This is a genomic window from Sphingopyxis selenitireducens (assembly GCF_051550705.1).
In the GTDB taxonomy this organism is placed as follows: Bacteria; Pseudomonadota; Alphaproteobacteria; order Sphingomonadales; family Sphingomonadaceae; genus Sphingopyxis.
Map to the genome: position 1 here is coordinate 140,601 of NZ_JBPULG010000003.1, position 13,910 is coordinate 154,510.

At 62.1% G+C, this 13,910-nt stretch carries 11 protein-coding genes; 7 read left to right on the plus strand and 4 right to left on the minus strand.

The window, feature by feature from the left end:
* Position 1 precedes the first annotated feature (1 nt).
* Positions 2–769 carry a hypothetical protein gene (locus ACSYDV_RS10765; protein WP_438323809.1) on the minus strand — a complete coding sequence of 256 codons (768 nt, stop codon included), beginning with the start codon at positions 767–769 and terminating at the stop codon, positions 2–4.
* Between the two features lie 233 nt (positions 770–1,002).
* Here ACSYDV_RS10765 and ACSYDV_RS10770 point away from each other — a divergent pair, with 233 nt between their 5' ends.
* The 4 genes from ACSYDV_RS10770 to ACSYDV_RS10785 are packed head-to-tail and all read left to right on the plus strand — an operon-like array spanning position 1,003 to position 6,464.
* Positions 1,003–3,234, plus strand: coding sequence for a TonB-dependent receptor (locus ACSYDV_RS10770; protein ID WP_438323810.1), 2,232 nt, complete (start codon positions 1,003–1,005; stop codon positions 3,232–3,234).
* 2 nt (positions 3,235–3,236) lie between these two features.
* Positions 3,237–4,454, plus strand: a complete 1,218-nt coding sequence (locus tag ACSYDV_RS10775; protein ID WP_438323811.1) for a cytochrome P450 — start codon at positions 3,237–3,239, stop codon at positions 4,452–4,454.
* Complete coding sequence (locus ACSYDV_RS10780; RefSeq protein WP_438323812.1) at positions 4,451–5,341, plus strand: helix-turn-helix domain-containing protein; 891 nt, start codon at positions 4,451–4,453, stop codon at positions 5,339–5,341. The genes ACSYDV_RS10775 and ACSYDV_RS10780 overlap by 4 nt, the downstream gene beginning before the upstream one ends.
* Before the next feature lie 10 nt (positions 5,342–5,351).
* Complete coding sequence (locus ACSYDV_RS10785) at positions 5,352–6,464, plus strand: NAD(P)-dependent alcohol dehydrogenase (RefSeq protein WP_438323813.1); 1,113 nt, start codon at positions 5,352–5,354, stop codon at positions 6,462–6,464.
* A 102-nt stretch (positions 6,465–6,566) separates the two neighbouring features.
* Here the strand turns inward: ACSYDV_RS10785 and ACSYDV_RS10790 are convergent, their stop codons facing one another.
* Genes ACSYDV_RS10790 through ACSYDV_RS10800 form a run of 3 tightly spaced genes read right to left on the minus strand, consistent with a single transcriptional unit; the run spans position 6,567 to position 10,132 of the window.
* Positions 6,567–7,859: a dihydrolipoamide acetyltransferase family protein gene (locus tag ACSYDV_RS10790; RefSeq protein WP_438323814.1), complete on the minus strand. Its 1,293-nt coding sequence runs from the start codon at positions 7,857–7,859 to the stop codon at positions 6,567–6,569.
* Between the two features lies 1 nt (position 7,860).
* On the minus strand, positions 7,861–8,868 hold the full coding sequence (locus ACSYDV_RS10795) for an alpha-ketoacid dehydrogenase subunit beta (RefSeq protein ID WP_438323815.1): 1,008 nt from the start codon (positions 8,866–8,868) through the stop codon (positions 7,861–7,863).
* 13 nt (positions 8,869–8,881) lie between these two features.
* Positions 8,882–10,132: a thiamine pyrophosphate-dependent enzyme gene (locus ACSYDV_RS10800; protein WP_438323816.1), complete on the minus strand. Its 1,251-nt coding sequence runs from the start codon at positions 10,130–10,132 to the stop codon at positions 8,882–8,884.
* 132 nt (positions 10,133–10,264) lie between these two features.
* On the opposite strand from ACSYDV_RS10800, the gene ACSYDV_RS10805 reads away from it, so the two are divergent.
* From ACSYDV_RS10805 to ACSYDV_RS10815, 3 genes are all read left to right on the plus strand, one after another.
* Positions 10,265–10,729, plus strand: coding sequence for an Lrp/AsnC family transcriptional regulator (locus ACSYDV_RS10805; protein WP_438323817.1), 465 nt, complete (start codon positions 10,265–10,267; stop codon positions 10,727–10,729).
* A gap of 117 nt (positions 10,730–10,846) precedes the next feature.
* Positions 10,847–11,557: a helix-turn-helix domain-containing protein gene (locus ACSYDV_RS10810; RefSeq protein ID WP_438323818.1), complete on the plus strand. Its 711-nt coding sequence runs from the start codon at positions 10,847–10,849 to the stop codon at positions 11,555–11,557.
* Positions 11,558–11,807: 250 nt separating this feature from the next.
* Positions 11,808–13,790 (plus strand): serine hydrolase domain-containing protein, encoded by a 1,983-nt coding sequence (locus ACSYDV_RS10815; protein WP_438323819.1) that lies wholly within the window; start codon positions 11,808–11,810, stop codon positions 13,788–13,790.
* Positions 13,791–13,910 lie beyond the last annotated feature (120 nt).

The window sequence follows — 13,910 nt, forward strand, 5'->3', positions numbered from 1 at the left end:
ACTAACGCTTTCCGGCGCCGTAATCGATCCTGATCCGAACCCAACTGCCCACCATGGGGCGTCCGCCAAGCCGCGGAGGCCGTACCTGGAACGCCCAGGCTGCGGCGAGCACAGCGCGGTTGATCTGCGATCCATTCGGATATTCGTCGAGCCCGACGCAATCCTCGACACGATAGTCCGGCGCCGTGCGGCAAGCGATGAGTCCCCAGCCGGGCCCGCTGGCAGTCGACAAATAGCCGCGCAGTTCGTCATCTCTTGGCTCGCGATACCAGGCGGCCGCATAAAGTGGTTCACCGTTGGGAGCCGTCCCCACCCGCTCCGTATCGCGGGAGGAGGAGGAGCGTCCCTTGTCGGGTGGCCCGTAAACCTGTCCGCCCGATGGGCGAGCCGTGCTTTGAGGAATCGCAGGCGACGGTATCGTCGGTGGGGCCGGCGGCGGCGCAGGTTGCGGAGGCAAGGGCGCGGCCGGTTGCGGCGGTAACGGTTCGCTGGTTTCCGGTTGTGGCGGGACGGGCCGATCCTCGGTCCGCTCGCGCTTCGCACTGCTTGGTTCGGGCGCTTCCTCAGAAAGCTCGGTGGCCTCAAGACTCACCACGCTGACGCGCAGCTCGCGATGATCGGGCTGTTCCTCTGAACCAAAGAAAAGCAGAAGGAGCAGCAGGAGTGCCGGGATCAGAACGGCCAGGCTGATCGCAAGCGTGCGGCGCCCAAGCCCGATGTTGAGCTGTTCGACGTAGGGGGTGGCTGGAACAGGGGTCAGCGGAAGCAATCTTTGGTGGCGGCGCCGCTGGCCAAGACGCCCGGAGCTACAAAGGCGACGGATAGTGGGGCGCCAGGCCTTTGACAAGCGTGAGGTCCGCCTGATGGAAGAAGATCGCGCGCGGCAGAACGCAAGAAATGTGAAAACTCGTTGCAAGCTGCGCTAAAGCCAGATGACGCCCGATGCCTTAGATTTTCTCTCAACCGGGCTCGCAGAAGCCCCGATTTTGAGGGAGAAGGACTATGGCAGCTTTGTCATTTATACGCGCATCGCTTGCGATGCTGGCGGTTTCGACATCGACAATGGCAATCGCGCAGGATGCGCCGCCTGCGGACATCCCGGCCGCCGATAGCGCCAGCGACGGCGACATCGTCGTCACCGCACAGCGCCGGGAGCAATCGCTGCTCGACGTGCCGCTTGCTGTGACTGCGCTCGGCGGCGATACGCTGGCGGAACGCGGGATTGTCAATTCCGCGCAGCTTGGCGAGGCGGTTCCCAATCTTCAGATCAACAGCCCCTATGGCAACACGCAGCCGAATTTCTCACTGCGCGGAATCGGGGTCGCGAACGAATATAACAGCAACCAGGCCTCGCCTGTCGGCGTCTATCTCGACGACGTCTATCTCGCGCCGCGCACCAGTCACGGCATGGGGTTGTTCGACCTCGACCGGATTGAAGTCCTGCGCGGGCCGCAGGGAACGCTGTTCGGACGCAACACCACCGGCGGGGCTATCAACTTCATCACCAAGAAACCGGGCCTTTCCGGCACGAACGGCTATGTTCAGCTGGGTTATGGCAATTTCGACACGATTACCGCGCAGGGCGCGGTCGAGGCGACGTTGGCGGAGGATGTCGCGGGACTGCGCCTCGCGGTCAATTATGCCAAGGGCGACGGGCAGATCAAAAATGTCTTTCCGGGCGGCCGCGACGCGGCGTCGGTCGACACATTGCAGGGCCGTGCGTCGCTGCGCATCAAGCCGACCGAGAGCCTCGACGTCGTGCTGCGCGCTTATGCCGGCCGCGATCGCGGGACGCAGGCGGCGGTGCATGGGCTCGAACCCTTTCGCACCGGGCTGGGCTTTTTCGAGACCAACGAGAATCGGATCGGCGACAACAACACCGAAGCATGGGGCTTTTCCGCCAATATCGCGCTGGAACTGACCGACACGATCAGCCTGACCTCGATCACCAGCTATGACGGCGGCAAGCAGGATTTGCAGCAGGCGGCCGATGGCTCGCCCCTCGACCTGCTCGATATCAACTGGCGATCGCGCTATCGCCAGTTCAGCCAGGAATTGCGCGCCAATTACGAGGGCGATGGTCTGACCTTTGTCGGTGGGCTCTTCTATGGCTGGGATCGCAACGTCACCGACAATCGCTTCAACCTGCCGCTGCCCCCGGCGGGCGGCTTTTTTCAGCATTACCGGCAGGTGCGGAAAAGCTACGCAGTGTTCGGGCAGGCCGACATCGATCTTGCCGACCGGCTCGTGCTGACGATCGGCGCGCGCTACACCAAGGATAAGTCGCGCTATGACGATGCCTTCGCCTATCTGTTCGTGGGTGGGATCGACGATGTGCCGACGCCGCTTGCTACCACGGTGCCTTGCCCCGGAGTTGCGGGCACCTGCGCCTATGATCCCGCGGCGCGTTTCGCGCTCGCCGACACCAACAACGCGCTGACCGGCCGGGTCGCCTTGAGCTATAGCTTCGAAGACGGCCCGCTCGTCTATGCGAGCTATAATCGGGGCTATCGTGCCGGCGCGGTTAATGGCGGCGGCTACACCTCGTCGAGCGGGATCGGCTATATCGAGCCTGAACGGGTCAACGCCTATGAGGTCGGGATCAAGGGGCGTGCGGGCGGGCGTTTGCTGACATATGCCGCCTCCGCTTTCTATTACGACTATTCCAACCAGCAGTTGCAGGACACGCGCGCCGGCCCGGTATCCTTCCTCGTCAACGCCCCTGCGTCGGAGGTTTATGGTTTCGAAATCGAAACCACGATGCGCCCGGCCGATGGCTTTCGCATCGATGCGTCGCTTGGCTGGTTGCACTCGAAATATAAGGAGCTGACGCTGCAGGGCGCCGATCTTTCGGGCAATTCTCTACCCTTTGCGCCCAAGCTCACCGCGCAGCTGGGTTTCGAATGGGATGTGGTCGAGATGGGCGGCGGGACTCTGACCTTCGCCCCCAATATCGCTTATTCGAGCCGCCAATATTTCTCGCCCTTCAACGAGAAGGACGCCCCGGGGACGCCGCAGGTCAATGCCGAACTGCAACAGGGCGCCAATGCGAAGGTCAATGCGTCGCTGAGCTGGGGCAACGACAATCTGACGGTCCGGGCGTTTGCGAACAATATCTTCGAGCGCAAAACCTATGGCTATGGCCTCGATCTGCGCGGTGCGGGCTTTCCGTACAACTTCCTCGTGCCTAGCGCGCCGCGCACCTATGGCGTCAGCCTGCGTTACGGCTTCTGACAATGGCGGCCGTCGACCTCAAGAACCCCGATCTTTATGTCGGTGGCATGCCCTATGCCGAACTGGCGGATTTGCGCGCCAAGGGGTCGGTTCACTGGAATCCCGAAGAGGATGGCACGGGATTCTGGGCGGTGTTGGGGTTCGACGACATCATTGCCGTGTCGCGGCAGGCGGATCTCTTCTCGTCGGCCTATGAAAATGGCGGGCACCGCATTTTCAACGAAAATGAGGTTGGGCTGACGGGAGCGGGGGAGTCGGCGATCGGCATCCCCTTCATCTCGCGCGACCCGCCGACGCACACCCAATATCGCAAATTCGTAATGCCCGCGCTGTCCCCCGGACGGCTTGAAGGGATCGAGGCGCGCATCGCCGAGCGGGTCGACCGGCTGTTTGCCGATGTACCATTGAACGAGGCGATCGATATCCTGCCGCTGTTTACCGTTCCGCTGCCTTTGCTCACGCTTGCCGAACTGCTCGGCCTGCCTGCCGAGACGTGGCACGACCTCCATCGCTGGACCGATGCCTTTGTCGGTGAGGACGATCCCGAATTCCGCCAGTCGCCGGAAGCCATGGCGGAAATTCTCGGCGAGTTCATGGGATTTTCGGCGGCGCTGTTCGACGAACGCCGCGCCCATCCCGGACCCGATATCGCTTCGCTGCTCGCCAATACGGAAATCCACGGCGTTCCGGTGCCGCTCGGGGATTTCGTGGGCAACCTGATCCTCGCGCTTGTCGGAGGGAATGAGACGACGCGCAATTCGATCAATCACAGTATCATCGCTTTCGCGAACAATCCCGACCAGTGGGATGCGATCCGCGCCGACCCCGGCCTGTTGCCGAATGCGGTCAAGGAAATGGTTCGTTTTGCCAGTCCGGTGATTCACATGCGCCGCACCGCGACGCGCGATACCGAACTGGGCGGGCAGGTGATCCGCAAGGGCGACAAGGTCGTTGTCTTTTACCCCAGCGGCAATCGTGACGAAGCCGTATTCACCGATCCCGACCGTTTCGACGTGGCGCGCCCGATCCGCCAGCACCTTGCGTTCGGCGCGGGCACACATGTCTGTGTGGGATCGCGACTGGCCGAAATGCAATTGCGGCTGGCCTTTGCGCGTATGGCGCGGCATGTTCGTCGCTTCGAAGTAGCGGGCGTGCCGGACCGGGTGCGTTCCAACTTCATCAACGGCTTTAAACGGCTCAAGGTCAGGCTGGTGGCGTGACGACAGCACAGGGCAGCGATTGGCAGAACAAGGACATCATCTGCGATGTGCTGGGACGCGCGCCCGACGTCGAGATGGGGTCGATCGGCGATGGCTGGTCGCTGTGCCGCTGGCGCCAGTTCGTGGGCAGCTATACGCTGCCTGCGCTGCCGCAGCCTATCTTCACCGTCCATGTCGCGGGTAAGCCGCAGGTCAAAACCTGGGACCGTGACGGCTGGACCGAAACAAGCTCTATCCCCGGATGTGCGACGATCGTTCCGGCAGGGATGCCGACCGGCTGGCTCGTCGATGGCGAGCTGGACGTCGTGACCTTGTCGATGTCGTCGGATGTGCTTGCCGGGCAGCCCTATGCCGACCAGTTCAACAAGCTGCGGTTCGCTTTTGCTGACCCGCTGGGGGTCGCGCTGACGCGCCAGATCCTCGCTGAACTTTATGCGCCGCAGGCCGAAGAACGAACCGCCTATGTTGCGGCGATGGTGGGGGCGTTAAAAGCGCACATCCTGTCGGGCCCACCCGCGCACGGCAACCCGGCCGAAATTCCGGTGTCCGATTTTTCGGCTTACCGTCTCCACAAGATCATGAACGCGATCCTCGCCGATCCGGCGGACGAGCATAGCCTGGAAGCGATGGCGGCGGCGGCGGGTGTCACGCCGCCGCATTTTTGCCGCTTGTTTAAAAAGGCGACGGGCATTTCGCCGCACCAATATGTAATGAAGGCGCGGCTCGATCGCGCGCAGCAGATGCTGGTCCAGACCGATCTCAGCCTCGCGGCTCTGTCGGAGGCCACGGGTTTTACCAGCCAAAGCCATTTCAGCCGCGCCTTTCGCGCCTGGTTCGGCATGGCGCCAAGCAGCTATCGTCAGCAGGAAATGCGACGGCTCGATTGAGGAGACAGGGATGACAGAGGCACAGGCGGCCGTGGCGCATCAGCCGGGCGGCGATTTCACGATCGAGACGATCGCGATCGAGGCGCCGCGCGCAGATGAGGTGCGTGTGCGTATTGCGGGCGTCGGCCTGTGTCACACCGACCTGATCTTTCGCGACCAGCTGGCCCCTTTCGCGCTTCCCGGTGTGCTTGGTCATGAGGGGGCCGGGGTGATCGAGGCGGTGGGCGAAGAGGTCGAAGGCCTTACCGTAGGCGATGAGGTCGTCATCGGTTTCTCAAGCTGCGGGGCTTGTCCGCGCTGCGCCGAGCATCTGCCGAGCTATTGCCAGAGTTTCGTGCCGCTAAACTATGCCGGGATGCGGCTTGAGGATGGATCGACCGCCTATGCGAAGGACGGCGCGCGCCTGACCTCTCATTTCTTCGGTCAATCCTCTTTCTCCGCGCTCACCGTCACGCGTGCGCGCAATGTCGTGAAGGTCGACACCTCGAAGGTCGCGCTCGAATTGCTCGGGCCACTGGGCTGCGGGTTCCAGACCGGCGCGGGTGGCGTCATGCGCTCACTCGCTTGCCCTTCCGGGTCGAGCATTGCGATTTTTGGTGGTGGGCCGGTGGGGCTTGCCGCGGTGATGGGGGCGGTGATCCAAGGTTGCGACACGATCATCCTTGTCGAGCCGATCGCCGCCCGGCGCGCGATCGCGAGCGATTTCGGGGCAACGCATGTTATCGATCCAGCCGAGGCTGGAAACCTGACGGAAGCCCTGCGTGCTATTGTTCCGGCTGGGCTCGACTTTGCCTTCGATACCAGTGGTGTCGTTCCCGTGATCGAGGCGGGTCTCGCCGCGCTGGGAAGTCATGGTGCGATCGGCCTTGTCGGGGTACCGTCCAAGGCCGGTGCCGCGATCAGTGTGAATATCGCGGCGCTAATGACGCCCGGGCATCGCATCATCGGGATAATCGAAGGCGACAGCGATCCGCAGAGTTTCATCCCTGAACTGATCGCGCATCATGCAGCAGGGCGTTTCCCGTTCGACAAGCTCATCACGACGTTCCCGCTTGATCAGATCAATTCGGCGATAGCGGCTCAGGCGCGCGGCGAGTGTATCAAGGTCGTGCTGATCCCCTGACGGCCAAACCGAAATCTGGCGAATGAGATATGCTGGACTCGGTCTCCGGCCTCTGTGCCAGCTCGGATCAAGTGCGGCATGACGAACGAGGGGACGGAATGATCAGTCCGCGAACAGCAGGACCGGCGTTTCGACCAGCTTCTTGAGCGCCTGCACATAGCTCGCCGCATCCCAGCCATCGACGACGCGGTGGTCGCAGCTGATCGACAGGTTCATGAGCTTCGCGCGGCGGATCTCGTCGCCGTCAAAGACCGGACGTTCGACGATCTTGTTCGGGCCGATGATCGCGACTTCGGGGCGATTGATCACTGGCGTCGTCGCGATCCCGCCGAGCGGGCCGAGCGAGGTTATCGTCAGCGTCGAGCCCGACAGCTCGTCGACCTTCGCCTTGCCGGTGCGCGCGGCTTCCGCGAGGCGACCGATCTCGCTCGCGAGCTGCCAGACATTCATATCCTGCGCGTCGCGGATCACCGGCACCATCAGCCCTGCGTCGGTCTGCGTCGCCATGCCGAGGTGCACTGCGCCATGGCGCGTCACGATACCGGCTTCGTCGTCATAGCGCGCATTGATCATCGGGAATTGCGGGATGGTGCGGCAGATCGCGACGATCAGGAAGGGCAGCATCGTCAGCTTGGGCCGTCCGCCACGGTTCGCATTGAGGTCAGCGCGCATCTCTTCGAGCGCGGTGACGTCCATTTCGTCGACATAGGTGAAGTGCGGGATCGCGCGTTTCGACGCCGCCATATTCTCGGCGATCTTGCGGCGCATACCGATAACCTTGATCGGCTCGTCGGCACGGGCGCGCGATGCGCCGGGGGCATGATAGCCCTGACCGCTGCTGTAGCGCAGGAACGCGTCGAGATCGGCGTGGCGGATGCGGTCGCCCTCGGCGTGGACCTGACCCAGATCGACGCCGAGATCCCTGGCGCGCGCGCGGACTGCGGGCGAGGCGAGCACGGCGCGGCTATGATCGGCGGCTACGACCGCCGCCGGCGCGGGCGTCGGCGCTGGCACCGCCACCTCGACGTCAGAAACAGAGGCCGGCGCCGGGGGAGAGATCGGCGCCGGCTTGGGCGTCTGCGCAGCAAGTTGCACAGGCGCCGGAACTTCAACGGTGAGAGTTTCCGCGGCCGGCAGTTCTTCGGCCGTATCGTCGTCGGTTTCGATCACCGCGAGCGTCGAGCCGATCGGAATCAGGTCGCCGACCTCGCCTGCCAGCTCGACGACGATCCCCGACACGGGCGATTCCATTTCGACGGTCGCCTTGTCGGTCATCATGTCGGCAAGCTGCGCGTCTTCCTCGACGCGCTCGCCGATTTTCACGTGCCAGGCGACGATTTCGGCCTCGGCAATGCCTTCGCCAATGTCGGGCAGGCGGAATGAATAGCGGGCCATGTCAGGCTTCCCCAGTGACGCGCCGCAGCGCCTTGATGAGCCGCCCGGGGCCCGGAAAATAATCCCATTCGAACGCATGCGGATAGGGCGTGTCCCAGCCGCAGACGCGCTCGATCGGGGCTTCGAGATGATAGAAGCAGCGTTCCTGCACCAGCGCCGACAGCTCGCCGCCAAAACCGCCGAAGCGCGAGGCTTCGTGCAGAATCACACAGCGTCCGGTCTTTTGTACCGACGCGACGATCGCATCGATATCGAGCGGGACGATCGAGCGCAGGTCGATCAGTTCGGCGTCGATCCCGCATTCCTCGATCGCCGACAGTGCGACATGGACCATCGTGCCATAGGCAAGCACGGTCGCCGCCTCACCCTCTCGCACGGTTGCCGCCTTGCCGAGCGGGACGCGGTAGAGCCCTTCGGGCACTTCGGCGGCGGGATGGCCGTGCCAGCCCGGAACCTGCTGATCGGGGCGCCCATCGAACGGCCCGTTATAGAGCCGCTTGGGTTCGAGGAAGATCACGGGGTCATCATCCTCGATCGCTGCGATCAGCAGCCCCTTGGCGTCATAGGGCGTCGAGGGGATCACCGTCTTGAGCCCGGTGATATGGGCGAAGATCGCCTCGGGGGACTGGCTGTGCGTCTGACCGCCGAAAATTCCGCCGCCATAGGGCGAACGCACGGTGATGGGCGCGGTAAATTCGCCCGACGAACGATAGCGCAGCCGCGCTGCTTCGGACACGAGCTGATCATATGCGGGCAGGATATAGTCGGCGAACTGGATTTCGGGGACCGGGCGCAGACCATAGGCGCCCATGCCGATCGCGGTCGCGATGATGCCGCTTTCGGCGATCGGCGTGTCGAAGCAGCGTTGCAGGCCGAAGCGTTCCTGCAATCCGGCAGTGACGCGGAAAACACCGCCGAAATATCCGACATCTTCGCCGAAAATGAGCATATCGGCGTCGTCGGCGAGCTTGTCTGCCAGCGCCGAATTGAGCGCCTGGATCATCGTCATGGATGGCATGGTCTTAAAGTCCCAGCTCTGCTCGTTGTTCGTCGATACGCCAGTCTGCATCCTTGAAGACACATTCGAACATTTCGCCGACAGGCGGCTTCGACGCGCCCAGGGTGCCGACGGCTTCGGCCGCCTTGACCGCTGCCTTCACCTCACCGTCGAGTTGCTTCGTCAGGGCTTCGTGCCGCGCCTCGTCCCAAGCGCCGATCGCGATGAGATGGGCCTTGAGGCGGTCGACCGGATCGCCGAGCGGCCAGTGATCAGCCTCGTCCTTGGGTCGATATTGCGTCGGGTCGTCGCTGGTCGAGTGGCCTGCGACGCGATAGGTGACGAATTCGATGAGGGTGGAGCCAAGGTTCGCGCGCGCGCGTTCGGCCGCCCATTGCGTCGCCGCCCACACCGCGAGGAAGTCATTGCCGTCAACCCGCAGCCCCGGAATCCCATAGGCGAGCGCCTTGGCGGCAAAGGTGGCGGTTTCGGCGCCCGCGATTCCGGTGAAGCTGGAGATCGCCCACTGGTTGTTCGTCACGCACAGGATGACCGGCGCACGATAAACCGCGGCGAAGGTCAGCGCTTCGTGAAAATCCCCTTCGGCGGTCGTGCCGTCACCGACCATGCCGAGCGCGATCCCCTCGTCGCCACGATAGGCCGACGCCATTGCCCAGCCGACGGCATGGCCGAAGCGGCTGCCAAGATTGCCCGACAGCGAATAAAAGCCATAGTCGCGGGCCGAATACAGGATGGGCAACTGGCGCCCTGCCAATGGATCGGCGGCGTTGGAGAAAATCTGGTTCACCAGCGCGTCGAGGGGATAATCTCGCGCCATCAGCCAGCCGAGCATGCGATAGGTCGGAAAGCACATATCCTCGCTGGCGAGCGCCATGCTCTGCGCGACCGCGATCGCCTCCTCGCCGGTGCATTTCATGTAAAAGCTGGTCTTGCCCTGACGATGGGCCCGAAACAGCCGGTCGTCGAAAATGCGCGTGCGCAGCATTGCCGTCAGGCCTGATACGAGCAGGGCGGGGTCAAGCCGCGGGTTCCACGGTCCGACCGCCTGGCCGTCGTCGTCCAGCACGCGGACGAGCGTGTAGGGGAGGTGGCGAATGCCCGCCTCGTCGGCCGCCACATCGGGGCGTTCGACCTCGCCGGCTCCCGCCAGCGCGAGATGGGCGAAGGTGGGCGTATCGCCAGGACGCGTCGCAGGCTCCGGAATGTAGAGCTGCAAGGCCTGGCTGTTCCGCCGCGAGTTGAGAGATTTGGACACGCGGCTTTTTATCGCGAACGCGCTGAAATGGGATTGCGTTGTTTGCGCGAATTTGATGAAATTTCGTAATCACATTGCGAGAAATTGCATATTCATGCAATGCAATGACAGTTTAACGAGTAAGGTGCGCGAGTGGATTTCAAGATTGACGCATTCGACCGCAAGATATTGCGCTGCTTGCAGGACGAGCCGCAGCTTTCGATGGTCGATGTCGCCGAGCGGGTCGGTTTGTCGCATACACCGTGCTGGCGCCGGGTGCGCCGAATGGAGGAAGCGGGCCTGATTCTTGGGCGCTCCTTCCTTCTCGATGCGGCGGCACTGGGTTATCCGGTGAGCGTCTTTGCCCATATCAAAATTCGCAACCACGAAGAATCGGTGCTGGAGGCCTTTGAAGCGGCGGTGCGTGGTCATGCCGAAATCGTCGAATGTTTCGCGATGAGCGGCGACAGCGATTATGTACTCCGGGTATTGGCGAGCAGCATTGAGGATTATGAACGCTTCTTGCGTAAAACCCTTCTCCATATGCCCGGCGTAGGAGCGATCAACTCGAACTTTGCCTTGAAGCCGATCAAGGTAACCACTGCCGTTCCTGTTTGAAATGGCGACCTGTGCCGGGTTTGCGCGACCGAAAAAGGCCTTTTTCCCATCTGGCGCGTAATTTTCTTTTCCAATTGTTGCGATTTCGCATGCTGACACGCTTGATAGATAGGAAGAATGAGCAAATATGTGCTAAAAGGGAAAAAGATTGAAAGGACCCAGATGTCATCTACCAGTCAGTTGAGTTCGCCCGGACGCGATCGACGGCCCTCCGTCGACAGCAATCCGGGGATATTTCTGCGCGAGCTACGGAACGAGAAGGGCTGGACGCTCGCCGAGGTCAGTGAGCGGACGGCGATCCCTGTTTCAACCTTGTCAAAGATTGAAACCGGCAAAATGTCCCTCAGCTATGAGAAGCTTCTGCGGCTTAGCCGCGGGCTTGAGATTGATATCACGCAGTTGTTTTCGGCTGCCACATCGCAGCCGGCAGCCGCGCATGTCGCCACCGGACGGCGCAGCATCACGCCTTTGGGTGAGGGGCCTTCGATCCAGACCGCGACCTATAATTACACCTATCCTTCGGCGGACCTGCTCAACAAACTCCTGAATCCGATGATTATCGAGGTAAAGGTGCGCTCGATTGACGATTTCGGTGACCTGATGCGCCATACGGGCGAAGAATATGTCATGGTTCTTGAGGGGGAGTGTGAGTTTCACAGCGACATATACGCACCGTCACGCCTCAAGACGGGTGATTCGGTCTATTTCGATGCTTCGATGGGGCATGGTTATGTTGCGGTCGGCGACGGACCGTGCCGCATTTTGTCGGTATGCTCCGCCACCGACGCGGATCTGAAATCGGCGCTTCACCCCGTCGAGAGCGAATAGCGCCTTCGCCGATGCGGGCGATGTTGCGCTTCACCGCTCAAACGCAACGGGTTTTCGTCCATCCTGCCCCTTATTGAAAAATGGCGTCGCTATCGGGCCGCCTCCGCAAGCCTCCTGCCCATTGGCTGTATGGCTGCAGCCGTTGACAAATTTTCGCACAACATGTCTATATCTGGAATTGAAAATATTTCAGAATAAGAAATTCCTGTTGTGCGGTCATGCGTGACGGCCGGCCGAAAGGGGAGGATGAATGCGGTTCCTGAATTTACGCGGATTGCTGGCTGCGACGGTGCTCGTCGGGTTCATGGCATCCCCCGCGACCGAATCTGCGGCGCGTCCGGCCGCTGTGCCCTCATCGGCAGAGGCGCGGGACGGGCGCGTGTCGCCTTCCGCTCCTGCGATGGTCAAAAGTGACGTCGACGCTTGGCTCGATGGCTATATGCCCTATGCCCTGAAACGCGGCGATGCTGCGGGTGCGGTCGTGGTCGTGGTCAAGGATGGCGCGGTGCTGACGCAGCGGGGGTTCGGCTATGCCGACGTCAAGGCACGGCGGCCCGTCGATCCCGAGACGACGCTGTTCCGCCAGGCATCGGTTTCGAAGCTCTTTACCTGGACCGCGGTGATGCAGATGGTCGAGCAGGGCAAGATCGATCTCGATCGCGACGTCAACGCCTATCTCGATTTCAAAATTCCGGCCTATGCCGGCAAGCCGGTGACGATGCGTAACCTGCTGACCCATACCGGCGGCTTCGACGAGGTGCAGCGCGAGCTCAACAGCTATAATCCCAAGGGCGTGCCGCCGCTGGGCGACATGTTGAAGCGTTCGCTGCCGAAGCGCATTTATGCACCAGGATCGACCCCGGCCTATTCCAACTATGGAACGGCGCTGGCGGCCTATGTCGTCGAGCGCGTGTCGGGCGTGCCGTTCAACACCTATGTCGAGCAGCGCATTTTTACGCCCGCAGGCATGGTGCGGTCGAGCTTTCGCCAGCCGCTCCCCGCAGCACTGAGCCCGTTGATGGCCAGCGGATACAAGCTGGGGTCGGGCAAGCCGGGGCCGTTCGAGATGAGCAATCTTGCGCCCGCTGGCGGCCTGACCGCTTCGGGTGCTGATATGGGGCGCTTCATGATCGCGCATCTGAACAATGGCGGCGCCTTGCTGAAGCCCGCGACCGCAGCGCAAATGCACGGAACCATATCGCGGGCGATTCCGGCGCTCAACGGCATGGCACTGGGTTTCTACGAGCAGAATATCAACGGCCGCAAAGCGATTTCGCACGCCGGCGACAGCCTCAATTTCCATAGCCAGCTCTGGCTCTTCCCCGAGGAGAATGTCGGCATTTACATGTCGATGAACGCGGCGGGCACGCAAAATGTGTCGGGCCCGATCCGCAGCTATTTGTTCGAAGCCTTTGCCGACCGCTATTTCCCGTTCGAGCAGCGCGATGGACGGGTCGATGCCGCCACAGCGCGCGAGCATGCGCGGATGATGGTCGGCACCTATAACAAGACCCGCCGTCTCGAAACGAGCTTCCTGAAGGCGATGGAGCTTTCAGGGCAGTTCAAGGTCACGCTCGACCGCGATGGAGGGATTGTTTTCGGTGCTTCGTCGGGCCTCGGCGGCCAGGCCCGCAAATGGGTCGAGATCGAACCTTTCGTCTGGCGCGACGAAGGCAGCAAGATGCGCCTCGCTGCGAAGGTTGAAAACGGGCGGGTTACCCGGATCGGCCTCGATTCCTCGGCGCCCTTCATGCTGTTCGAACCGGTGCCTTGGTATCTTTCGAGCGCTTGGCTGACGCCCGCCTTTCTGTTCAGTCTTGGCGCGCTGTTGCTCACCGCGATTGCCTGGCCGGTCTCGGCATGGGCGCGGCGCCACTATGGCGTGAAATCGGCGCTCTCGCCCGCGGCGCTGAAAAGCTATCGCCTGACGCGCGGACTGGCCGGGCTTGCAGTCGCGATCTTCGCCGGGTGGTTCCTGTTCGCCTCTGCGCTCTTGTCCGATTTCTCGTCGATGAGCGGTGAACTCGACTGGGCGCTGATCACGTTGCTGATCGCCACCCCGATTGTCTTCGTCGGGCTGCTGGCCAGCGCCGCGTGGAACCTCTGGCATGTCTGGACCGGTAAGCGCGGCCGGTTCGCGAAATTCTGGAGCCTTGTACTGCTGATCTCTGCGGTTGTGCTGCTGTGGATCGCCCTGGGCTTCCACCTGATCGCGTTTGACACCCATTTCTGAATATGACGCCGGGCGCGCAGTGCGCGCTCGACCGACCGTACCGACGGAAGAATTTTTCAAATTTTCTTGATATTATCAAATTTTGAAAATAGACTTGAAAAAGGTCAACAGCGAAGGTGG

Coding starts and splice junctions, on each gene's coding strand:
- ACSYDV_RS10770 (WP_438323810.1), top strand. CDS start 1,003: ATGGCAGCTTTGTCATTTATACGCGCATCGCTTGCGATGCTGGCGGTT.
- ACSYDV_RS10775 (WP_438323811.1), top strand. CDS start 3,237: ATGGCGGCCGTCGACCTCAAGAACCCCGATCTTTATGTCGGTGGCATG.
- ACSYDV_RS10785 (WP_438323813.1), top strand. CDS start 5,352: ATGACAGAGGCACAGGCGGCCGTGGCGCATCAGCCGGGCGGCGATTTC.
- ACSYDV_RS10790 (WP_438323814.1), bottom strand. CDS start 7,859: ATGGCCCGCTATTCATTCCGCCTGCCCGACATTGGCGAAGGCATTGCC.
- ACSYDV_RS10795 (WP_438323815.1), bottom strand. CDS start 8,868: ATGACGATGATCCAGGCGCTCAATTCGGCGCTGGCAGACAAGCTCGCC.
- ACSYDV_RS10810 (WP_438323818.1), top strand. CDS start 10,847: ATGAGCAAATATGTGCTAAAAGGGAAAAAGATTGAAAGGACCCAGATG.
- ACSYDV_RS10815 (WP_438323819.1), top strand. CDS start 11,808: ATGCGGTTCCTGAATTTACGCGGATTGCTGGCTGCGACGGTGCTCGTC.